General features: G+C 71.2%; 19 protein-coding genes and 1 tRNA gene. 13 read left to right on the plus strand and 7 right to left on the minus strand.

Translation table 11 applies throughout. The features are described 5' to 3' along the window. Positions 1 to 54: 54 nt before the first annotated feature. From ACFULQ_RS26325 to ACFULQ_RS26335, 3 genes are all read right to left on the minus strand, one after another. A complete protein-coding gene (locus tag ACFULQ_RS26325; protein ID WP_383547939.1) occupies positions 55 to 381 on the minus strand; it encodes an FmdB family zinc ribbon protein in 327 nt (108 codons plus the stop codon). Between the two features lie 68 nt (positions 382 to 449). Continuing rightward, complete coding sequence (locus ACFULQ_RS26330) at positions 450 to 1,715, minus strand: MFS transporter (RefSeq protein WP_383547942.1); 1,266 nt, start codon at positions 1,713 to 1,715, stop codon at positions 450 to 452. 209 nt (positions 1,716 to 1,924) lie between these two features. Beyond that, a complete protein-coding gene (locus ACFULQ_RS26335; RefSeq protein WP_383547944.1) occupies positions 1,925 to 3,484 on the minus strand; it encodes a potassium/proton antiporter in 1,560 nt (519 codons plus the stop codon). Between the two features lie 242 nt (positions 3,485 to 3,726). Between ACFULQ_RS26335 and ACFULQ_RS26340 the strand changes: the two genes are divergently transcribed. After that, positions 3,727 to 6,534, plus strand: a complete 2,808-nt coding sequence (locus tag ACFULQ_RS26340; protein WP_383547947.1) for a penicillin acylase family protein — start codon at positions 3,727 to 3,729, stop codon at positions 6,532 to 6,534. A 45-nt stretch (positions 6,535 to 6,579) separates the two neighbouring features. On the opposite strand, the gene ACFULQ_RS26345 is transcribed toward ACFULQ_RS26340, so the two are convergent. After that, positions 6,580 to 7,203 (minus strand): 5-formyltetrahydrofolate cyclo-ligase, encoded by a 624-nt coding sequence (locus ACFULQ_RS26345; RefSeq protein WP_383548086.1) that lies wholly within the window; start codon positions 7,201 to 7,203, stop codon positions 6,580 to 6,582. Between the two features lie 93 nt (positions 7,204 to 7,296). On the opposite strand from ACFULQ_RS26345, the gene galU reads away from it, so the two are divergent. The 7 genes from galU (at position 7,297) to ACFULQ_RS26380 (ending at position 12,910) form a co-directional block, all read left to right on the plus strand. Further along, a complete protein-coding gene (gene galU / locus ACFULQ_RS26350) occupies positions 7,297 to 8,199 on the plus strand; it encodes a UTP--glucose-1-phosphate uridylyltransferase GalU (RefSeq protein ID WP_383547950.1) in 903 nt (300 codons plus the stop codon). 4 nt (positions 8,200 to 8,203) lie between these two features. Next, positions 8,204 to 9,526 (plus strand): gephyrin-like molybdotransferase Glp, encoded by a 1,323-nt coding sequence (gene glp, locus ACFULQ_RS26355; protein WP_383547953.1) that lies wholly within the window; start codon positions 8,204 to 8,206, stop codon positions 9,524 to 9,526. Between the two features lie 61 nt (positions 9,527 to 9,587). After that, a complete protein-coding gene (moaC, locus tag ACFULQ_RS26360) occupies positions 9,588 to 10,067 on the plus strand; it encodes a cyclic pyranopterin monophosphate synthase MoaC (protein ID WP_020137770.1) in 480 nt (159 codons plus the stop codon). After that, positions 10,064 to 10,606: a molybdenum cofactor biosynthesis protein B gene (locus ACFULQ_RS26365; RefSeq protein ID WP_383547956.1), complete on the plus strand. Its 543-nt coding sequence runs from the start codon at positions 10,064 to 10,066 to the stop codon at positions 10,604 to 10,606. Before moaC ends, ACFULQ_RS26365 begins: the two co-directional genes overlap by 4 nt. After that, positions 10,603 to 11,247: a GNAT family N-acetyltransferase gene (locus ACFULQ_RS26370; RefSeq protein WP_383548091.1), complete on the plus strand. Its 645-nt coding sequence runs from the start codon at positions 10,603 to 10,605 to the stop codon at positions 11,245 to 11,247. Before ACFULQ_RS26365 ends, ACFULQ_RS26370 begins: the two co-directional genes overlap by 4 nt. 172 nt (positions 11,248 to 11,419) lie before the next feature. After that, positions 11,420 to 12,733, plus strand: a complete 1,314-nt coding sequence (gene glpR, locus ACFULQ_RS26375) for a gephyrin-like molybdotransferase receptor GlpR (RefSeq protein WP_383547959.1) — start codon at positions 11,420 to 11,422, stop codon at positions 12,731 to 12,733. A gap of 103 nt (positions 12,734 to 12,836) precedes the next feature. After that, positions 12,837 to 12,910, plus strand: a tRNA-Ala gene (locus tag ACFULQ_RS26380). Positions 12,911 to 12,969: 59 nt separating this feature from the next. Here ACFULQ_RS26380 and ACFULQ_RS26385 read toward each other — a convergent pair. After that, a complete protein-coding gene (locus tag ACFULQ_RS26385; RefSeq protein ID WP_383547961.1) occupies positions 12,970 to 13,446 on the minus strand; it encodes a GNAT family N-acetyltransferase in 477 nt (158 codons plus the stop codon). A 29-nt stretch (positions 13,447 to 13,475) separates the two neighbouring features. Here ACFULQ_RS26385 and ACFULQ_RS26390 point away from each other — a divergent pair, with 29 nt between their 5' ends. After that, the gene (locus tag ACFULQ_RS26390) at positions 13,476 to 14,279 is read left to right on the plus strand and encodes an exodeoxyribonuclease III (protein ID WP_383547964.1); all 804 of its coding nucleotides are present in this window, start codon (positions 13,476 to 13,478) and stop codon (positions 14,277 to 14,279) included. A 6-nt stretch (positions 14,280 to 14,285) separates the two neighbouring features. Here ACFULQ_RS26390 and ACFULQ_RS26395 read toward each other — a convergent pair whose 3' ends face one another. After that, positions 14,286 to 14,906 carry a MerR family transcriptional regulator gene (locus tag ACFULQ_RS26395; protein ID WP_383548094.1) on the minus strand — a complete coding sequence of 207 codons (621 nt, stop codon included), beginning with the start codon at positions 14,904 to 14,906 and terminating at the stop codon, positions 14,286 to 14,288. A 159-nt stretch (positions 14,907 to 15,065) separates the two neighbouring features. Between ACFULQ_RS26395 and ACFULQ_RS26400 the strand changes: the two genes are divergently transcribed. From ACFULQ_RS26400 to ACFULQ_RS26415, 4 genes are all read left to right on the plus strand, one after another. Then, positions 15,066 to 16,589 carry a flavin-containing monooxygenase gene (locus tag ACFULQ_RS26400; RefSeq protein ID WP_383547967.1) on the plus strand — a complete coding sequence of 508 codons (1,524 nt, stop codon included), beginning with the start codon at positions 15,066 to 15,068 and terminating at the stop codon, positions 16,587 to 16,589. After that, a complete protein-coding gene (locus tag ACFULQ_RS26405; protein WP_383547969.1) occupies positions 16,586 to 17,503 on the plus strand; it encodes an alpha/beta fold hydrolase in 918 nt (305 codons plus the stop codon). The genes ACFULQ_RS26400 and ACFULQ_RS26405 overlap by 4 nt, the downstream gene beginning before the upstream one ends. Continuing rightward, on the plus strand, positions 17,500 to 18,408 hold the full coding sequence (locus ACFULQ_RS26410; RefSeq protein WP_383547972.1) for an SDR family oxidoreductase: 909 nt from the start codon (positions 17,500 to 17,502) through the stop codon (positions 18,406 to 18,408). Before ACFULQ_RS26405 ends, ACFULQ_RS26410 begins: the two co-directional genes overlap by 4 nt. An 88-nt stretch (positions 18,409 to 18,496) precedes the next feature. Further along, positions 18,497 to 18,682, plus strand: a complete 186-nt coding sequence (locus tag ACFULQ_RS26415; RefSeq protein ID WP_383547974.1) for a hypothetical protein — start codon at positions 18,497 to 18,499, stop codon at positions 18,680 to 18,682. A gap of 123 nt (positions 18,683 to 18,805) precedes the next feature. On the opposite strand, the gene ACFULQ_RS26420 is transcribed toward ACFULQ_RS26415, so the two are convergent. Next, entirely contained in the window at positions 18,806 to 22,024 is a 3,219-nt protein-coding gene (locus ACFULQ_RS26420; protein ID WP_383547976.1) for a S41 family peptidase, read from the minus strand. Positions 22,025 to 22,208 lie beyond the last annotated feature (184 nt).

Genomic DNA, 22,208 nt, shown 5'->3' on the forward strand with positions numbered 1-22,208 from the left:
GGGGAACGCCGAGAACCCTGTCGTCGTACGACGACAGGGTTCGGGAAGTGCGGCTTACGCGGCGGAGCTGCTGCTGGACGAGGTGCCCGTGCTCGACGACTTCGAGTCCGAGGAGGACGACGAGGTCGAGGACGACGACGAGGAGTCCGACGAGCCGGACGTCGACGACTTCGATGACGACGCCGGGGAGCTGCTCGACGAGGAGCCGCGGCTGTCGTTGCGGTAGAAGCCGGAGCCCTTGAAGACGATGCCGACCGCGGAGAACACCTTCTTGAGGCGGCCCTGGCAGTTGGGGCACACGGTCAGCGCGTCATCGGTGAACTTCTGCACCGCCTCGAGGCCCTCGCCGCACTCGGTGCACTGGTACTGGTAGGTCGGCACTTGTCTTCCTCCTGGCACTCTCACTCAATGAGTGCTAACGAGGGTCCATAGTGACGTATTCCCGGGGATCAGTCCACTGCCACCGGCACTCGGTGACCGACACCACGTGCGACGGTACGGCCCCGGGGCCGCCCCGCCAGGTGCGAGCGCAGCGCCAGCAGGGTCGCCAGGGCCAGCAGCGTGCCGCCCATCGGCACCAGGAACCCGGCGCCGCCCCAGAACCGGTCCTCCAGCTGTCCGGCGATCGTGACGGCGGCCGCCTGGCCGAGTGCCACCGCCCCGGTCAGCCAGGTGAAGGCCTCGGTGCGGGCGCCGGCCGGGACCAGGTTCTCGACCAGGGTGTAGCCGGTGATCAGGGCGGGCGCGATGCACATGCCGACCAGGAGGCCGAGGCTCGCCAGGACGAGCACCGAGTGCGCCGCCCACAGGCCGGAGGCCGTCAGCGCGAGGGCGCCGTAGGCCACGACCAGGCGCCGCCGGGGGGCCACCTTCCAGGCGATCGCCCCGCAGACCAGGCCGGAGATCATGTTGCCCGCGGCGAAGACGCCGTACAGGACACCGTTCAGGCCGGGTTCGCCGATCGACTCGCTGAACGCGGCGAGGGAGACCTGCATGCCGCCGAAGACGGAACCGATGCCGAGGAAGGTCACGATCAGGACCCGCACGCCGGGGACGCGCAGGGCGGAGCCGTGCTCCACGCGCGTGTGCCCGCCGAGCACGACCGACGGCTGGGTGCTCTTCTGCGCGGCGAACAGCAGGCCGCCGAGCAGCGTCAGGGAGGCCTCCGTCACCAGGCCCGCGGCGGGGTGGACCGCCGTGCACAGGGCGGTGGCGAGCAGCGGGCCGAAGACGAAGGTCAGCTCGTCGGTGACGGACTCGAAGGCCGCCGCGGTGGTCATCAGGGGTGAGTCCTGGAGCTTGACGCCCCAGCGGGCGCGCACCATGGGGCCGATCTGAGGCACCGAGGCGCCGGTGGGCACCGCCGCCGCGAACAGCGCCCACAGGGGCGCGTGCGCGAGGGCGAGTGCCGTCAGGGACAGGCCCGCCAGGGTGTGCGCCAGCACGCCGGGGACCAGCACGGCGCGCTGTCCGTAGCGGTCCGCGAGACGGCCGCTCCAGGGCGCGAACAGCGCCATGGAGACGCCGGTGACGGCCGCGACGGCGCCCGCGGCGCCGTAGGAGCCGGTGGTGTGCTGCACGAGCAGCACCAGGGACAGGGTGAGCATCGCGAACGGCTGGCGTGCCGCGAAGCCGGGGAGCAGGAACGTCCAGGCGCCGCGGGTGCGCAGCAGCTGTCCGTATCCCGGGCGGGAGGAGGTGACCGTGGATGCCACGGCCCGTGCCTTTCTGCCGCCTGGTAGCGCCACTCCCTTTCCCAGGGATGGCACCGAGAGCTGTCCTCTTGCGCGGACTGCGGTAGATGCCGAAGACCACGTCGCGAGGGACGTCCCGGCCGCCATACGGTCGCGCCAGCTCTGCGTCAGGCAGAGTTGGTTCGATCAGGAGTGCGGCCCCCATCGTACAGGGGGCGCGAAACACCCTGTTAACGTGCGTCGCTGTCGCCGCTCGTGCCCAGCCAGTCGGCGAGCTTGCCGCCGTGGCCCACCGCGCGGAGCCGTCGTTCGGCGGCGTCGCGGACCGGGTCGGTGGCCACGACGAGGAGTTCGTCCCCGCGCCGCAGCACGGTCGTGGGCAGCGGGACGAACGATTTTTCATCGCGGACGACCAGGGTGACCGCGGCCCCGGCCGGCAGCCGCAGCTCGTTGACCTCGACGCCGTGCATCCGCGAGCCCTCGGGGATCGCGACGGACAGCAGATGCCCGCGCAGCCGCTCCAGGGGCGCCGACTCGATGCCGAGGTCGGCGGCCTCGGGGTCGCCGCCCAGGCGCAGCTTGCGGGCCAGCCAGGGCAGTGTCGGGCCCTGCACGAGGGTGTAGACGACGACCAGCACGAAGACGATGTTGAAGATGCGCCGGCTGCCCTCGACGCCGTTCACCATGGGGATCGTCGCCAGGATGATGGGCACGGCCCCGCGCAGCCCGGCCCAGGACATGAGGGTCTGCTCCTGCCACGGCACCCGGAACGGCGTCAGGCACAGCACGACGCTCAGGGGCCGCGCGACCATGGTCAGCACCAGGCCGATGACGAGTCCGGGCAGCACGTCGTCGCCCAGCTCGTGCGGGGTGACCAGCAGGCCGAGCAGGACGAACATGCCGATCTGGGCGATCCAGCCGAGCCCGTCGGCGAAGCCGCGGGTGGCGGGCCAGTGCGGCAGCTTGGCGTTGCCCATCGCCATGGAGGCGAGATAGACGGCGAGGAAGCCGCTGCCGTGCGCCAGCGCGCCCGCCGCGTAGGCGGTGACGGCGATCGCCATGACCGCGATCGGGTAGAGACCGGAGGCCGGCAGGGCGACGTGCCTCAGGCCCCAGGAGCCCAGCCAGCCCACCGCGATGCCGACGGCGGCACCGATGGCCAGTTCGAGGGCTATCTCGCCGATCAGCGTGTACCAGTGCTCGACCGGACCGGACTGCGAGAAGGCGACCACCAGGATGACCACAGGGGCGTCGTTGAAGCCGGACTCCGCCTCCAGCGTGCCCGTTATGCGCGAGGGCAGGGGGATCTTGCGCAGCACCGAGAACACCGCCGCCGCGTCCGTCGAGGAGACGACCGCCCCGATGATCAGCGCCTGCCGCCACTCCAGCCCGATCAGGTAGTGCGCGGCCGACGCCGTGACCCCGACGCTCACCGCGACCCCGGCCAGCGCGAGCGCGGTCGCCGCGGGCAGGGCCGGTCTGATCTCCTTCCACTTCGTGCCGAGGCCGCCCTCGGCCAGGATCACGACCAGGGCCGCGTACCCGATGACCTGGGTCAGTTCGGCGTTGTCGAAGTGGATGTCGCCGATGCCGTCCTGGCCCATGGCGATACCGATCCCCAGGTACACGAGCAGGCTGGGGAGCCCGCTGCGCGAGGAGATCCGGACCGCTGCCACGGCGACGAGCAGGACGAGCGAGCAGACGAGCAGGAGCTGGTTGAGGTGGTGGACAGTCAGCGGCCGTTCCCTTCCCTGGCTCACCGCATCACGCGCGCGTGAGCTCACGTACATAGGACACGAAGAGGGGGACTCCCGCATCCAAGTACTTCGTTACCTTACCTAACTCTTGACGATTTCTTGACGCTCGGCGAGGCATGATCGAACGCTCGTCCGCGCTGGTTCCCGACTCCGCGTCAAGTGCCCGTAGGCGCTGCGCCTATGGTTGCTCCAGCGCGCAGAGCCTGCGTCACGCAGGCTCTCAGTCAAATGCACCAGCCCGCCCTGCCGCTCGCGTTAGGACAGCAAGGACAGCGATGCCCCCCACCACCACCGCCTCCTCGGGTCAGCAGCCCGGCAAGTCCGGCAGGAAGAAGGGGCGCAGAGCCCGTCTGATCGTTCTCGTCCTCGTACTGGCCCTGGTCGGCGGCGTCGCCTACGGCGGCTACTGGTCGGTGAGCACCGTGCGCGCGTCGTTCCCGCAGACCAAGGGCTCCATCGAGCTCCAGGGCCTGTCGGGCCCGGTCGACGTCAAACGCGACAGTTACGGCATCCCGCAGATCTACGCCTCTTCCGACGAGGACCTGTTCATGGCGCAGGGCTACGTCCAGGCGCAGGACCGGTTCTACGAGATGGACGTGCGCCGCCACATGACCTCCGGGCGGCTGTCGGAGATGTTCGGCAAGGGGCAGGTCGAGGACGACGAGTTCCTGCGGACGCTGGGCTGGGACCGGGTCGCGAAGAAGGAGTACGACACCAAGCTGTCGGCCTCCACCAAGAAGTACCTCCAGGCCTACTCCAAGGGGGTCAACGCCTATCTTGAGGGCAAGAGCGGCGAGGAGATCTCCCTGGAGTACGCGGCGCTCGGCTTCGTCAACGACTACAAGCCCGCGAAGTGGACCCCGGTGGACTCGGTCGCGTGGCTGAAGGCGATGGCCTGGGACCTGCGCGGCAACATGGACGACGAGATCGACCGCGCCCTGATGACCAGCCGCCTCGGCCCGAAGCAGATCGCCGACCTGTACCCCGAGTACCCGTACAGCCGGAACCGGACGATCGTCCAGGAGGGCCAGTACAACGAGCTGACCGGGACGTTCGAGCAGGACGGCAGCTCGCAGGGGAACGGCCTGTCCGGCTCCGGCGGCTCCACGAGCGGCTCGGGCACGGCCACCGGCGGTACCACGGGCACGTCGTCGTCCACCGGCACCGGTACGGCCGGCTCGGCCCTCCAGAGCCAGCTGTCGGGCCTCTACGACGCCCTGGGCGACCTTCCGACCGCCGTCGGCGTGAACGGCCAGGGGATCGGCTCCAACTCCTGGGTCGTGGCCGGCGAGCACACCATCACCGGTCACCCGCTGCTGGCCAACGACCCGCACCTGTCGGCCTCCCTGCCCTCCGTCTGGTACCAGATGGGCCTGCACTGCCGGACCGTCTCCAGCAAGTGCCAGTACGACGTCACCGGCTACACCTTCGCGGGCATGCCCGGCGTGGTCATCGGCCACAACGGCAAGATCGCCTGGGGCATGACCAACTCGGGCGTCGACGTCACCGACCTCTACCTGGAGAAGCTCTCCGGGGACGGCTACCTGTACGACGGCAAGACGGTTCCCTTCACCACGCGCGAGGAGACCATCAAGGTCGCCGGCGGCGCCTCCAAGAAGATCGTCGTCCGGGAGACCAACAACGGCCCGCTGCTGTCCGACCGCTCCAGTGAGCTGGTGAAGGTCGGCAAGAAGGCCACCGTCGACAACGCCGCCCCGGACCGCGGCGACGGCTACGGCGTCGCCCTGCGCTGGACCGCGCTGGACCCGGGCACCACCATGGACGCCGTCTTCGCGATGGACAAGGCGTCGAACTGGAGCGAGTTCCGCGCGGCGGCGGCCCTGTTCGACGTGCCGTCCCAGAACCTCGTCTACGCCGATGCCACGAACATCGGCTACACCCTGCCGGGCCGCATCCCGATCCGCGCCAAGGGCGACGACGGCTCCATCCCGGCGCCCGGCTGGGACCCGAAGTACCGCTGGACCGGCAAGTACATCCCGCAGGACGAGCTGCCCTACGAGTACAACCCGGAGCGCGGCTACATCGTCACCGCCAACCAGGCCGTCGTCGACCAGGACAAGTACCCCTACACGCTCACCACGGACTGGGGCTACGGCACCCGCAGCCAGCGCATCACCGACCTGATCGAGCAGAAGATCAAGGGCGGCGGCAAGATCTCGACCGACGACATGCGCCAGATGCAGCTCGACAACAGCAGCGAGATCGCCAAGCTCCTGGTGCCCAAGCTGCTGAAGATCGACATCGGCGACAAGGATGTGCGCGAGGCGCAGGAGCTGCTGGAGGGCTGGGACTACACCCAGGACGCCGACTCGGCGGCGGCCGCCTACTTCAACGCCGTCTGGCGCAACATCCTCAAGCTCGCCTTCGGCAACAAGCTGCCCAAGGAGCTGCGGGTCAAGGGCCAGTGCCTGAGGGTCGACCCGGCCAGCACCACCGGTCCCGCGGACGACACGGAGAAGGTCCGCGAGTGCGGCCAGCGCGACGCCGACCAGGCGCAGCCCGACGGCGGCGACCGCTGGTTCGAGGTCGTGCGCAACCTCATGGACGACCAGAACAGCGACTGGTGGAAGACCCCGAAGGGCGTCGGCGACCGGCCCGAGGCCACCAACCGCGACGAGCTCTTCAAGCGCGCCATGATCGACGCCCGCTGGGAGCTGACCGCCAAGCTCGGCAAGGACATCGACACCTGGAGCTGGGGCCGGCTGCACCGCCTGTTCCTGAAGAACCAGACCCTGGGCACCGAGGGCCCCGGCTTCGTCCAGTACCTGCTCAACCGCGGCCCCTGGAAGCTCAGTGGCGGCGAGGCCACGGTCAACGCGACCGGCTGGAACGCCGCGGGCGGCTACGGCGTCGTCTGGGTGCCGTCGATGCGCATGGTGGTCAACCTCGGCGACCTCGACAAGTCGAAGTGGATCAACCTCACCGGGGCCTCCGGGCACGCCTACAGCGCGCACTACACCGACCAGACCGGCAAGTGGGCCAAGGGCGAGCTGCTGGACTGGTCCTTCTCGGACGCGGCCGTCGACAAGGGCACCAAGGACTCGCTGGTGCTGAAGCCGTGACGTGAACCGGTAGGGGCCCTCCACGCGCGCGTGGAGGGCCCTTCGTCATGCCGGGGCGCGGAAGCGGCGCACGCCCGAGGGCGTCACCACCGCGTGCACCGGCCGGTCGTGCGCCTCCGTCGGGACCTCGGCGACGACCTCGGTGTCGTACAGCAGCACCACCAGCGCCGGTCGTGCGCCGGCGCGCTCCAGGCGCGCGAGCACCCTGTCGTACGACCCCCCGCCGCGCCCCAGTCGCATCCCGCGCGAGTCCACCGCCAGGCCGGGCAGCAGCACCACGTCGGCGCCGGTCACGGCGTCCGGGCCCAGGCGGTCGCCGGAGGGTTCGAAGAGCGCCATTTTTCCGCCGTGCTGGACCCGTGCGACCGAGCCCTCACCGGTGTAGGCGCCCCAGTCCAGGTCGTTGTCCGGCAGCAGCGCCGGGAGCAGGACCCGCACGCCCCGCTCGCGCAGCGCGTCCAGCAGCGCCAGCGTGCCGGGTTCGCTTCCCACGGAGACGTACGCCGCCACCGTGCGCGCACGCGACAGCTCGGGCAGCTCAAGGGCCCGGCCGGCCAGCGCGGAAGCCGCTTCCCGCACGTCATCGGCCGTCAACCTGTTCCTCACCGCCAGGTATTCTCGCCGCAACACTCGCTTGTCAGGCTCGGTGGGACGTCCGACGTGACTCAAAGTCTGCACCCGTACCCTTCCAATACGCTCATATAAGAGCTTATTAACCGGAGCCCCAGATTCCAGGCAAAGGCACCGGATAGGGTTGCGGTCATGACTCAGTCGCACCCTCGGATCAGCAAGGCTGTCATCCCGGCAGCCGGGCTCGGCACCCGCTTCCTGCCGGCAACCAAGGCCACTCCCAAGGAGATGCTGCCGGTCGTCGACAAGCCGGCGATCCAATATGTGGTCGAGGAGGCCGTCTCGGCGGGCCTCGACGACGTCCTCATGATCACGGGACGCAACAAGCGCCCCCTGGAGGACCACTTCGACCGCAACTACGAGCTCGAGTCCGCCCTCCAGAAGAAGGGCGACGCCGGCCGGCTCGCCAAGGTCCAGGAGTCCAGCGACCTCGCCACCATGCACTACGTCCGCCAGGGCGACCCCCGCGGCCTCGGCCACGCCGTCCTGTGCGCGGCGCCCCACGTGGGCCACGAACCCTTCGCCGTCCTCCTCGGCGACGACCTGATCGACGCCCGCGACGCGCTGCTCCAGCGGATGATCGAGGTCCAGGAGCAGCACGGCGGCAGCGTCATCGCGCTCATGGAGGTCGCCCCCGAGCAGATCCACCTCTACGGCTGTGCCGTGGTGGCGGAGACCGAGGACAGCGACGTCGTCAAGGTCAGCGGCCTCGTCGAGAAGCCCGAGGCGGCCGACGCCCCCTCGAACTACGCCGTCATCGGCCGCTACGTCCTCGACCCGCACATCTTCGAGATACTGCGCAAGACCGAGCCCGGCCGCGGCGGCGAGATCCAGCTCACCGACGCCCTCCAGCAGCTGGCCCAGGACGAGAAGGTCGGCGGCCCGGTGCACGGCGTCGTCTTCAAGGGCCGCCGCTATGACACCGGGGACCGCGGCGACTACCTGCGTGCCATTGTCAGACTCGCGTGCGAACGTGAAGACCTGGGCCCGGACTTCCGGACCTGGCTTCGCAGTTACGTAGCCGAGGAGATGTAGGGACTTGAGCAGCGCCGCGCCCCGCCCCGCCGACCAGGACCACCTCTGGTCGGTGGACGAACACCTGGAGGACATCCTCGCGACCGTCCGCCCCCTCGAACCCATCGAGCTGCAACTGCTCGACGCCCAGGGCTGCGTCCTGGTCGAGGACGTCACGGTCCCGGTGTCCCTCCCGCCGTTCGACAACAGCTCCATGGACGGCTACGCGGTGCGGGTCGCGGACGTGGTGGGCGCGAGCGAGGAGTTCCCGGCCGTCCTCGACGTGGTCGGGGACGTCGCGGCGGGCCAGGCCGAGCTGCTCCATGTCGGCCCCGGGCAGGCCGCCCGCATCATGACGGGCGCCCCGCTGCCGCCCGGCGCCGAGACCGTCGTCCCCGTCGAGTGGACCGACGGAGGACTCGGCGAGGGCCCGGTCAGCGGGATGCGCGCCCGCAGCCTCGCCCCCGAGGGCGCCGAGGGGCAGGTCCACGTGTACCGGCCCGCCGAGGCCCGCGCACACGTGCGTGCCCAGGGCAGCGACGTCCGGGCCGGCGACCGCGCCCTGGACGCCGGCACCGTCCTCGGCCCCCCGCAGATCGCCCTGCTCGCCGCCATCGGCCGCGGCACCGTACGCGTGCGCCCGCGCCCGCGCGTGGTCGTCATGTCCACCGGCAGCGAACTCGTCCAGCCCGACGAGGGCCTCGGCACCGGCCAGATCTACGACTCCAACAGCTTCGCCCTCACCGCGGCCGCCCGGGACGCCGGCGCCATCGCCTACCGGGTGGGCGCCGTCGCCGACGACGCCGAGACCCTGCGCTCCACCATCGAGGACCAGCTCGTCCGCGCCGACCTCGTGGTCACCACGGGCGGCGTCAGCGTCGGGGCGTACGACGTCGTCAAGGAGGCGCTGTCCTCGGTGGGCGACGAGGACGAACCTGGCAGCGGCATCGACTTCCGCAAGCTCGCCATGCAGCCCGGCAAGCCCCAGGGCTTCGGCTCCATCGGCCCCGACCACACCCCGCTGCTGGCCCTGCCCGGCAACCCGGTGTCGTCGTACGTCTCCTTCGAACTGTTCGCCCGCCCCGCGATCCGCGCCCTCATGGGCCTCGACGACGTCCACCGCCCGCGGACCCGGGCCACCCTGACCGCGGACAAGGCGCTGAGCTCGCCCAAGGGGCGCCGGCAGTTCCTGCGCGGTGCCTACTCCGATGGGTCGGTCGCCCCGGTCGGCGGCGCCGGCTCCCATCTGGTGGCCGCGCTCGCGCAGGCGGACGCGCTGATCGTCGTACCGGAGGACGTCGAGTCCGTGGAGCCCGGCACCGAGGTCGAAGTGGTCCTGCTCGGCTGAGCACCGCTGGTTGGCGGTACCGTGTCGCGCACAACGCCGGGACCGGGAGCGCCGCACAACCATGAGTACGCAGGACCGACTGACCCACATCGACGAAGCGGGCGCCGCCCGCATGGTCGACGTATCCGGCAAGGACGTCACCGCACGCACCGCGCGCGCGAGCGGGCGCGTCCTCGTCTCGCCCCGAGTGATCGAGCTGCTGCGCGGCGAGGGCGTCCCCAAGGGAGACGCGCTGGCCACCGCGCGGATCGCGGGCATCATGGGCGCCAAACGCACCCCGGACCTCATCCCGCTGTGCCACCCGTTGTCGGTGTCGGGTGTGAAACTGGATCTGTCGGTCGCGGACGACGCCGTGGAGATCCTCGCCACCGTGAAGACCACGGACCGCACGGGTGTCGAGATGGAGGCCCTCACCGCGGTCTCCGTCGCCGCGCTCACCGTGATCGACATGGTCAAGGCGGTCGACAAGGGAGCGGTCATCACGGACGTACGGGTGGAGGAGAAGACGGGCGGCAAGTCGGGCGACTGGAGCCGGTCATGACAGCCGACGGCTCGATCGGCGGCGCCCTCCTCGCGCCGTACAGCGCCCTGGTCGTCACCGCCTCCAACCGGGCCGCCGCCGGTGTCTACGAGGACAAGGGCGGCCCGCTGATCGCCGACGGCCTGAAAGGGTTCGGCTTCGCGGTCGACGGCCCGCAGGTCGTCCCGGACGGGGACCCCGTCGAGGCCGCCCTGCGCGCGGGCGTCGAAGCGGCCTACGACGTCATCGTCACCACCGGCGGCACCGGCATCTCGCCCACCGACCGCACCCCCGAGGCGACCCGCGCGGTGATCGAGTACGAGGTGCCGGGCATCGCGGAGGCCATCCGCGCGTTCGGCCGGGACAAGGTGCCCACCGCCGCGCTCTCCCGGGGCCTGGCCGGGGTGGCGGCAGGCACGCTGATCGTGAACCTGCCGGGTTCCAGTGGCGGGGTCAAGGACGGACTGGCCGTCCTGGAGCCCCTGTTGAGGCACGCCGTCGACCAGATCCGTGGCGGCGACCACCAAAGACCCGGCGCCGGCAGTGGGGGTGCGAGCTGAACAGCCCGTCATGGCCCGTCGTACTGGCGGACGGCGATGTCGTCCTGAGGCCGATAAGGATGCGCGACCAGCGGACCTGGCGAGAGGTCAACCGGCGCAACCGGGACTGGCTGCGCCCGTGGGAGGCGACCATTCCGCCGCCCACCCCGAGCGGGCCGATCGCCCACCGGCCGACCTACCGGCAGATGGTCCGCCACCTCAGGTCCGAGGCCAACGCGGGCCGGATGCTGCCGTTCGTCATCGAGTACCGGGGGCAACTCGTCGGGCAGTTGACGGTCGCCGGAATCACCTGGGGCTCGATGTGCTCGGGGCACGTCGGTTACTGGGTGGACGAGTCGGTGGCCGGGCGCGGGGTGATGCCGACGTCCGTGGCGCTTGTCGTGGACCACTGTTTCCGCACGGTCGGACTGCACCGCATCGAGGTCTGCATTCGCCCGGAGAACGGGCCCAGCCGACGGGTCGTGGAGAAACTCGGATTCCGCGAGGAGGGGCTGCGGCCGCGCTATCTCCACATCGACGGGGCCTGGCGGGACCACCTCGTCTTCGCGCTCACCGCGGAAGAAGTGCCGGACGGGTTGCTCAGACGCTGGCAGCGGGCACGCTCCAGCAAGCAGGTTCCGGATACAGGTCCCGGAAATTGAATAAGTGTTCGAAAATGATCGGTGCATGACCGTCTCAGGGCATTGAATTCGCGACTCGGGCGGCCTGCTGATCGGATCGGTCACAAAAAAAGCTCGAAATATCAGCCAGATCGTGCGACACACCGGCTCAATTGGCAGATGGCCTCACGCAAACCCCTCTACCGTGTGAGGCGTGAGCAGCAGCGGCCTCATCTACGCAGTCATTGTCGGGGCCTGGGCCGCCTACTTGGTGCCGATGTGGCTCCGTAGGCAGGACGAGCTGAACGAGGCCCGTCCGACGGAACGCTTCAGCACCGCCATCCGGCTGCTGTCCGGACGGGCGGGCATGGAGCGTCGATACGCCAAGGACCTGCGCGCGCGCTCCACCGACGAGGGGGAGCACGGCGCCGACGATCCGGACGCCGTCACCGACTCGGTGGACGTCCGGGCCTTCGCCATGCCCCCGACCCGTCCGCAGGCCCAGGCGACGGTCCCGCCGCCGGCCACGGGACGCTCCGCCGACCCGGCACGCGAGTCCACGCGGGAAGCGGGACAAGCGGGACGGGAAGCAGGGCGAGAAACGGGACGGGACGCAGCGCGGGAAACCGCACGGGAAGCGGCGCACGGAGAATCGGCGCGCGCGAAGACGAACGCGCCCGCGCCCGAACACGGTGGCGCCCCCACGCGGAAGCAGCCCCCCGTCTCCGCCGCCCGGCGCACGGCCGCCGCGGAGGCGGCAGCAGCACGCGCCCGGCGTACGAAGGTCCTCGCGCGCCGACGCCGTACCACCGTGATGCTCTTCGCGGCCTTCACCCTCGGCACGATCGTCGCCGCCGTCGGAGGACTCGCCTTCCTCTGGGCGCCCGGTGTCCCCGCGGTGATGCTCAGCGCGTACATCGCGTACCTGCGCTCCCAGGAACGCCGCCGGTTCGCCTACCAGATGGACCGGCGCCGGGCCGAGGCCGCCGCGCAGCACCTGCGGGAACGGGCCCGCCAGCCGCGCCGGCGCGCGTCCGTGGCCACCGGAGTGGACGCCGACGAACCGGACGAGGGACCAGCGCCCCAGACGGATCCCGGGCTCTCCGCCCTCGCCGCCGACCGGCGCGCCCTCGTCGAGCAGACCGACCACGCCGAGTGGGTCGACCAGCAGCGGGAGCGGCAGCGCCGGCCCGGACACGGGGACAGCTGGGACCCGGTACCGGTGCCGCTGCCGACGTACGTGACCGCTCCGGTCGCGCCGCGGGCCACCGCGGACGTGGACCTCGGCGCACCCGACGCGTGGAGTTCGGCACGGTCCAGCACGGTCACCCCGGAGCACGAGACGGCACCCGTCGCGCAGGACGGGGGTTCGGAGGACGAGCCCGCCGACGCGGACGACAGGCCCGCGGCGGACGGCCGCACCGACGCCCGCCGCGCCGCCTCCGCACGCCGGGCACGCGAGCGTGGCCGTACCCCCCTCTTCGACCAGTACGAGGAAGGCGAACGGCCGCGCGCGGCCAACGAGTGACGTCCGGGACGGGACCGCGAGGCCCGCGGACCGCCGTCCCTGACCAGCCGGGAACGGATTTCCAAGCACCCGGACGGGGATGCTAGAGTTTCACTCGTTGCAAGGGCCTGTGGCGCAGTCCGGTAGCGCACCTCGTTCGCATCGAGGGGGCCAGGGGTTCAAATCCCCTCAGGTCCACGCATCATGAAGACCCGCTCCTGATCCAGGAGCGGGTCTTCTGTCGTCTGTACGGCGTCTCACAGCGCCTTCGCGAAGCAGCGGCTGTCCTCGAAGTGGCGGTAGTAGCCGAACTTGGCGCAGGGCTCGTAGCCGCTGGACGTGTACAGGGCGATGGCCTCCGGCTGCTTGGTGCCGGTCTCCAGGACCATGCGGCGGCGGCCGGCCGCGCGGGCGTGGTCCTCCAGAGCGGTGAGGATGCGACGGGCGAGACCCCGGCCGCGCATCTCCTCGATCACATACATGCGCTTGAGCTCGGCGTCCCCGTCCAGGTTGCCCTCGCCGTTGGTGTCCTGGGCGCGCCAGCCGCCCGTGGCGACGGGGCTGTCCCACTCGTCGTACGCGATCAGGTACACGCCGTTCGGGGGCGCGAAGTCCGCCGGGGCCAGTTCGGTGGCGTCGCCGCCGTCGCCGTAGCGGACGTGGTACTCGGCCTGGACCTGGTCGTTGAGCTTGACGGCGTCGGGGTGGTCGAAGGGGACATGGCGGATCATCATGCCCTCCAGTGTGCCGGTATCGTGCCGGGGTGCTCACTGTGACCTCCGCCAATGTGAACGGGCTGCGTGCCGCCGCGAAGAAGGGCTTCGTGGAGTGGCTCGCGGACACCTCCGCCGACGTGCTCTGCCTTCAGGAGGTGCGCGCCGAGCCGCAGCAGCTGCCCGAGGGGGTCCGGGCGCCCGAGGGCTGGCACGTGACGCACGCGCCGGCCGCCGCCAAGGGGCGGGCCGGGGTCTCCCTCTACACCCGCCGTGAGCCGGACCGGGTCCAGGTCGGCTTCGGGTCGGGCGAGTTCGACACCAGCGGGCGGTACGTGGAGGCCGACCTGCCGGGTGTGACGGTCGCCTCCCTCTATCTGCCCTCCGGCGAGGTCGGCACCGAGCGGCAGGACGAGAAGGCCCGCTTCATGGACGAGTTCCTGGAGTACCTGAAGGGTCTGCGCGTGCGCGCCGCCGCCGACGGCCGCGAGGTCCTCGTCTGCGGCGACTGGAACATCGCCCACCAGCAGGCCGACCTCAAGAACTGGCGCGCCAACCAGAAGAGTTCAGGCTTCCTGCCGGAGGAGCGCGCCTGGCTGAGCCGGGTCCTCGACGCCGGTGACGGCGGCTACGTCGACGTCGTACGCACCCTGCACCCGGACGTGACGGGGCCGTACACGTGGTGGTCGTACCGGGGGCGGGCCTTCGACAACGATTCGGGTTGGCGCATCGACTACCACCTCTCCACGCCGGGGCTCGCCGCCAAGGCGCTCAAGGGGTACGTCGAGCGGGCGGCCACGCACGACGAGCGCTGGTCGGACCACGCGCCGGTGACCGTGGTCTACGACCTCTAGGCCCCTCTAGGCCTGCGGTTTCCGCAGTCGCCGGTCCAGCGCCAGGGACAGTTCCGCCTCCACCACGCTCCGTGCCAGGGGGCGCAGGCGGTGGAGGTCGTTCTCGGTGGCGTGGCGGAGGACCAGGTCGGCGAACATCTCGGCCAGGGCGTCGACGTGTTCGCGGACCTGTTTGCCAGCGGTCAGGACCTCCGCGAGCGGGATGCCCTCGCGGACCAGGGCGGAGGAGACGTCCAGGAGGCGGCGGCTGATGTGGACGATCTCGTCGCCGTCGGTGCCGAGGTAGCCGAGGTCGAGGGCGGCCGCGAGGTTCTCCGCGGTGACCTCGCCCTCGAAGCGGGCCGCGAGTTCCTCGGGGGTGAGGCGGACCGGTTCCTCCTCCGAGGGGGCGACGCCCAGGACGTCGGCGACATCGCGGCCGTGGTCGAGGGCTTCGGCCAGTTCCGCGATGCCCGTGAGGGTGTGCCCCCGTTCCAGGAGCGCCGCGATCGTGCGCAGGCGGGCCAGGTGGTGGTCGTCGTACCAGGCGATACGGCCCTCGCGGCGGGGCGGCGGGATCAGTTTGCGTTCGCGGTAGAAGCGCAGGGTGCGCACGGTGATGCCGGCCAGACGGGCCAGTTCCTCCATGCGGTATTCGCGTCGTCCTCCGTCTTCTGCCACGCCCGCACCCTATGACGTACTGCCGGTAACTTCTTGCCCCCCACCCCCTACCCATCGGTACGGAGCTGCTCTACCCTCCCATTGCGCCAGTGTTCACTGGCAGAGTCGGGCAGGGAAGGCATCGGCATGGCCGAACACGAGCATGTGCGGGTGGCGGTGGTCGGGTCCGGGTTCGGTGGGCTGGGGGCCGCCGTACGGCTGCGGCGGGAAGGCGTCACCGACTTCGTCGTGCTGGAGCGGGCCGACAGCGTCGGCGGCACCTGGCGGGACAACAGCTATCCGGGGTGTGCCTGCGATGTGCCGTCCCATCTGTACTCGTTCTCCTTCGCGCCCAACCCCGACTGGCCCCGCACCTTCTCCGGGCAGGAGCACATCCGCGCCTATCTGGAGCATGTGACCGACGTCTTCCGGCTCCGCCCGCACATCCGTCTCAACTCCGAGGTCAAGCGCATGACCTGGGACGCCGAGAAGCTGCGGTGGGACATCGAGACCGCCAGTGGCCGGCTCTCGGCCGACCTCGTCGTCTCCGCCACCGGGCCGCTGTCCGATCCCAAGATCCCCGAGATCCCGGGGCTGGACTCCTTCCCCGGCAAGGTCTTCCACTCCGCCCGCTGGGACCACGACTACGACCTGCGCGGCAAGCGGGTCGCCATGGTGGGGACCGGAGCCTCCGCGATCCAGATCGTCCCGGCCATCCAGCCGCTCGCCCGGAACGTCACGCTCTTCCAGCGCACCCCGCCCTGGGTGATGCCCCGCATGGACCGGGCGATCAGCGGCGCCGAGCGCTGGCTGCACCGGCAGCTGCCCTTCAGCACCCAGGCGCGGCGCGCGCTGCTGTGGGGCATCCGGGAGTTGCAGGTCCAGGCGTTCACCAAGCGTCCGGGCGAGCTGGGCGCGGTGGAGCAGCTGGCCAGGCGGAACATGGCCCGCGCCATCAAGGACCCGGCGCTGCGCGCCAAGCTCACCCCCGACTACCGCATCGGCTGCAAGCGGATCCTGCTGAGCAGCACGTACTACCCGGCGCTCGCGCAGCCCAACGTGGACGTCGTCGCGAGCGGGCTCAGCCGTGTCGAGGGGTCGAAACTCGTCGCCGCCGACGGCACCGAGGCCCAGGTCGACGCGATCGTCTTCGGGACCGGCTTCCACGTCACCGACATGCCGATCGCCGACCGGGTCGTGGGCGCGGACGGGCGGACGCTCGCCGAGGCGTGGAAGGGCGGGATGGAGGCGCTGCGCGGTGCCTCCGCGGCCGGCTTCCCCAACTGGATGACGATCATCGGGCCCAACACCGGTCTCGGGAACTCCTCGATGATCCTGATGATCGAGTCCCAGCTGAACTACCTGGCCGACTTCGTACGGCAGTTGGACGTTCTCGGCGGCCGGGTGGCCCTCGACGCCCGCCCCGAGGCCGTCCGGACCTGGAACCACCGGGTGCAGGAGCGGATGAAGCGCACGGTGTGGAACACCGGCGGCTGCACCAGCTGGTACCTGGACGCCAACGGCCGCAACAGCACGATCTGGCCGGGCACGACGACCGAGTTCCGGCGGGCGACCCGGCGGGTGGACCTCGCCGAGTACGAGGTGCTGCGGCCCGCCCCCCGCGGCAGCGGCAGCGCGGTCGCGGACGAGAGCGCGGAGGCCGCCGTATGAGCCGACTGGCACACGTCGACTCCGGGCCGTACGCCCCGCCCGCGCCGGCGCGCGAACTCACCGTCTCCTCCGCCGACGGCGCCCGGCTGCACGTGGAGGTGCACGGCCCCGAGGGCGCGCCCCCGGTCGTCCTCGCGCACGGCTGGACCTGCTCCACCGCCTTCTGGGCCGCCCAGATCCGTGAACTGGCCGTCGACCACCGGGTCATCGCGTACGACCAGCGCGGCCACGGACGCAGTCCCGCGAGCCCGGCGTGCAGTGCGGACGGACTCGCCGACGACCTCGAAGCCGTACTGGAGGCGACCCTCGGGCCGGGCGAGAAGGCGGTGATCGCCGGTCACTCCATGGGCGGGATGACCGTCATGGCCGCCGCCGAACGCCCCGCGTTCCGCGCGCACGCGGCGGCCGTCCTGCTGTGCAGCACCGGTTCGTCGCGGCTGGTCGCCGAGTCGACCGTCGTACCGATCCGGGCCGGGCGGCTGCGGACCTGGCTGACCCGGCACGTCCTCGGGGCGCGGGCGCCGCTCGGGCCGGTCACACCGCTCGCCCTGCGGATCCTCAAGTACGGCACGATGGGCCCCGGTTCGGCCCCGCACATGGTGGAGGCGTGCGCGCGGATCGTGCACGCGTGTCCGCGCAAGGTGCGCCACGCCTGGTCGCAGGTGCTCGATCTGCTCGACCTGGATCACGGTGTACGGCGGCTCACCGCGCCGACGGCCGTCCTGGTCGGTACCGCCGACCGGCTCACCCCGCCCGTGCACGCACACCAGTTGGCGGCCGCGCTGCCGAACTGCCTCGGGGTCACCGAGCTGCCCGGCCTCGGCCACATGACGCCCGTGGAGGCGCCCGAGCTGGTCAGCGCGCGGATCCGGGAACTCGTCACCACCTACGTCCAGGTCAAGGAGGGCGCATGAGCAGGGTCGGACTCGAAGGACAGGTCGCGGTCGTCACGGGGGCCGCGCGGGGCGTGGGCGAGCTGCTCGCCCGCAAGCTGTCGGCGCGCGGGGCGAAGGTCGCGCTGGTCGGCCTCGAACCGGACGCCCTCAAGCAGCTCTCCGAGCGGCTGCACGGCGAGAGCGACCACTGGTACGCCGACGTGACGGACCACGAGGCGATGGCACGGGTCGCGGGGGAGGTGAAGGAGCGGTTCGGCAAGGTCGACATCGTGGTCGCCAACGCCGGGGTCGCGACCGGCGGCCCCTTCGTGGACTCCGATCCCGAGGCCTGGCGGCGGGTGATCGAGGTCAACCTCATCGGATCGGCCGTCACCGCGCGGGCGTTCCTGCCGGCGCTGACGGAGAGCCGGGGGTACCTGCTCCAGATCGCCTCCCTCGCCGCGATCACCCCGGCGCCGATGATGACCGCGTACTGCGCGTCCAAGTCCGGTGTGGAGGCGTTCGCGCACAGCCTGCGGGGCGAGGTCGGGCACAAGGGCGTGCGGGTCGGGGTGGGGTATCTGTCGTGGACCGACACCGACATGGTGCGCGGCGCCGACCAGGACGACGTGATGCGGGAGCTCAGGCAGCGGCTGCCGTGGCCGGCCAACAAGACGTATCCGCTGGGGCCGGCCGTCGAGCGGATCGTGGCCGGGATCGAGCGGCGCTCCAGCCATGTGTACGGGCAGGGGTGGCTGCGCGGGACGCAGGGGCTGCGCGGGTATCTGCCGGGGATCATCGGGACCGTCGGACAGCGGGAGATGCGGCGGTTCGGACAGCGGTTGGAGGGCATGCGGGTGGGGCTCGTCGGTGCAGGTGGGGCGGCGGATGAGGAGGCCCGCGCGGAGGGGCGCGCGGAGGGGCGCGCTACGCACCGTAGTTGATCGAAATGCGGTCTTTGTCCGGCCGTGTGAATCTGGTCGAGGCCCCGGACCGGGGCTCTTCCCCTCACCCCCACGGGAGTGAACCCACATGGGTATCAAGGACCAGTTCCAGGACAAGTCCGAGCAGTGGCAGCAGCAGGCGAAGCAGAAGGCCCAGGAGGGCCGGGAGCGGGGTCGCCGCGGCGAGCAGGACGGCGAGCGGATGCGGGACGAGGAGTCCGAGCGGATGCGGCGCGAGGAGCAGGAGCGGCTGGATCCTGACTACGACATGTAGTCACTGCGCTTGAAGTGTGGGGTGCCCTCTGGTTGTTGGAGGGCACCCTGTGCTTTTTGGGTTCGTTGTCGGGTGCGGGCCCGGTGGGGGTTCTCGCGCAGTTCCCCGCGCCCCTAAAAGCACCTACCTGGGCGGCAACTTCGGCCGTGCCCTGTTCGGTACGTCCCGGTAGTCCGGTGGGGTTGCCGGGGGGTTCGTCTCCAGCAGGTCCAGCGCGAGCGTTACCGCGTCGTCCAGTTGGGCGTGGCGGCCCTCCGCCCAGTCCAGCGGGGTGCGCAGGATCTCCAGGTCCGGGCTCACTCCCTCGTTCTCGATGGACCAGCCGTACGCGTCGAACCAGGCCGCGTTCATCGGGACCGTGATCACCGTGCCGTCGCCGAGCTGGTGGCGGCCGGTCATGCCGACCACTCCGCCCCAGGTGCGCTGGCCCACCACCGGGCCCAGCTTCAGGAGTTTGAAGGCGGCCGTGATCATGTCGCCGTCCGAGGAGGTCGCCTCGTCGGCGAGGGCGACCACCGGGCCGCGCGGGGCGTTCGAGGCGTACGACACCGGCTGGGCGTTCCTCGTCAGGTCCCAGCCGAGGATCTTGCGGGTGAGTTTCTCCACCACCAGTTCGCTGATGTGGCCGCCCGCGTTGCCGCGGACGTCGACGATCAGGGCGGGGCGGGAGACCTCCATCCGCAGGTCCCGGTTGAACTGGGCCCAGCCCGAGCCGCCCATGTCGGGGATGTGCAGATAGCCGCAGCGGCCGCCGCTCAACTCCCGGACCACGGCCCGGCGTTTGGCCACCCAGTCCTGGTAGCGCAGGGGGCGCTCGTCGAGGAGCGGGACCACCGCCACCCGGCGGGGCCTGCCTTCTTCCGAGGTGGACTCCGCCGGGGTGAAGGTCAGCTCCACCGTCGTACCGCCCGCCGCCGCGAGCAGCGGATACGGGCCCGCCGTGGCGTCGACCGGGCGGCCGTCCACGTGGGTCAGGACCGCGCCCTCGCGGATGCCCGTGCCGGCCAGCGGGGAGCGGGCCTTGGAGTCCGAGGAGTCACCGGGCAGGATCCGCCGGACCGTCCAACCGCCTTCCCTGAGCTCGAAGTTGGCGCCCAGCAGGCCCTGGCGGCGCTGGTAGTGCGGCGGGCCCTCGTTGCGGCGGGCGGCGGTGACGTAGGCGTGGGAGGTGCCCAGTTCGCCGAGGACCTCGCGCAGCAGGTCGGCGAACTCGTCGGGGGAGGCGATCCGTTCGAGCAGCGGGCGGTACTGGTCGAGCACCGCGTCCCAGTCGATGCCGCACATCCCCGGGTCCCAGAAGTAGGCGCGGATCAGCCGGCCCGCCTCCTCGTAGGACTGGCGCCACTCGGCGGGCGGGTCGACCTCGTGGAGGATGCGGCGCAGGTCGATCCAGACGGTCGAGTCGCTGTCGCCGGACTCGGTGGCGGGGGTGGCGCGCAGGTCTCCCTCGTCGACGACGACCAGCCTCGAACCGTCGCCGCTGACCGCGAACCAGTCCAGGTGCTCGACGAGTTCGGTCTTCTTCGCCTTGCCGATGGCGAAGTGTTCGAGGGTCGGTCGCTCGGAGGTGTCGTCGGGGTTGACGAAGGTCTCGCCGAGCGCGCCCGAGATCGGCCAGCGCAGCCAGACCAGGCCGCCGCCCGCGACCGGGTGGAGCGCCGAGTACTTGGAGGCGGGGACCGGGAAGGGGGTCACCCGGCTCTCCAGTCCTTCGAGTTCGACCGTGACGGCCCCGCCGTCGCCGCTCTCGTCCTCGACCGGGTCCAGGCCCCCGGCGGCCGGCCGGCCCTCCGGGTTCAGGGCGAAGGGAGAGGGGGTCGCCGAGGAGAGCGGGACGAGGTAGGGGCGGCAGCCCAGCGGGAAGGACAGGTCGCCGGTGTGGACGTCGTACACCGGGTCGAAGCCGCGCCAGGAGAGGAAGGCCAGGTAGCGGCCGTCCCTGGTGAAGACCGGGTTCTCGTCCTCGAAGCGGCCGTTGGTCACGTCCACGATCAGACGGTCCTTCATGCGGGCCATCTTGATCTGTCTGAGCGACCTGCCGATCCCCGGGTGCGACCACGTCAGCCAGGCGCCGTCCGGGGAGAAGGAGAGGTCCCGGACCGGGCCGTTGACCGAGCGGATCAGCTCGGTGACCTCACCGTTGGAGTCCTCGGTGGCGTCGAGGAGGAGCAGGCGTCCGTCGTGGGCGGCGACGGCCAGGCGCTCGCCCGCCGGGTCCGAGACCAGCTCCAGGACCCGGCCCAGCTCGCCGGAGGCCAGCCGGCGCGGGGCGCGGTCACCGGTCGCCCGGGGCAGGTAGGCGATCTCGACCGCGTCCTCGCCCTCGGCGTCCGTCACGTACGCGACCTGGCCGACGGAACCGAGCATCTCCGGGAGCCGGACCCGTACCCCCGCGGTGTCCGTGATCGTGCGCGCGGGCCCGTCCCGGTGGGTCAGCCAGTACAGGCTGCCGCGGACGACGACCGCGCTCGCGCGGCCCGTCTCGTCGACCGAGATGCCGTCCACGTGCTGGGCGGCGGGCACCTGGTACGTACGGCGTCCCGCGCGCGGCCCGCCCAGCCGGACGTCGAGCCTGCGGGGCTCCGACGAGGCGAGGTCGTCCACGATCCACAGGTCGCCCCCGCACTGGTACACCACCCGGGTGCCGTCGCTCGCCGCGTGCCGGGCGTAGAAGGCGTCGTGGTCGGTGTGGCGGCGCAGGTCGGAGCCGTCGGGGGCGCAGGAGTAGAGGTTGCCGACGCCCTCGTGGTCGGAGAGGAAGGCGATCCGGTCGCCGACGAACAGGGGGGAGTGGAGGTGGCCGTTCAGGTCCGGCAGCAGGCGTTCGCCGTGCAGCCAGAGCCGGCCGGTGGCCCCGCCCCGGTAGCGCTTCCAGGCGGCCGGTTCGTGCGGCGGGGTGCCGGTCAGCAGGAGGGTCCTGCGGTCGGCGACCTGGATGTCGGAGACCGGGCCCCAGGGCAGCTTGCGGCCGGGGGAGCCGTCGGTGGGGACCTTGTAGGCCCAGGTGAAGTAGGAGAAGGGCTCGCCGTGGGAGGCGACGGCGAGGATCTCGTCGTTCGGGGTCCAGCCGGTCACCTGGGTGTCCGAGGAGCCCCAGTAGGTGAGCCGCCGGGCCGGTCCGCCGGACACGTCGGCCAGGTGGATCTCGGGCACGAGACTGCGCCAGCTCGTGTACGCGATCCGGGTGCCGTCGGGGCTGAAGCGGGGGTGGCCGACCTTGGTGCGGTCCACGGTCAGCCGCCAGGCGCGGCCCGGGCCGTCGAGGGGGGCCAGCCAGAGGTCGTCCTCGGCGACGAAGCACAGCAGGTCGCCGCTCAGGTGCGGAAGGCGCAGATAGCTCACCTCCCCATGCTTTTCCGGGGGATGGACCGGAGCAACTTATGAAAAATCCTCCGGATGGAGGCATGGGTGGATGCCCGGGTGACCCATGACACGAACGAAACCGTTTCGTTTCGTTCGGTGATGCGCTACATTCGTGTCGTACGAAACAGTGTCGTTCGACGTCCGAAACCGGAAGGGTGAGGGC

This window comes from Streptomyces sp. NPDC057253, assembly GCF_042669125.1.
Taxonomy (GTDB): Bacteria; Actinomycetota; Actinomycetes; order Streptomycetales; family Streptomycetaceae; genus Streptomyces.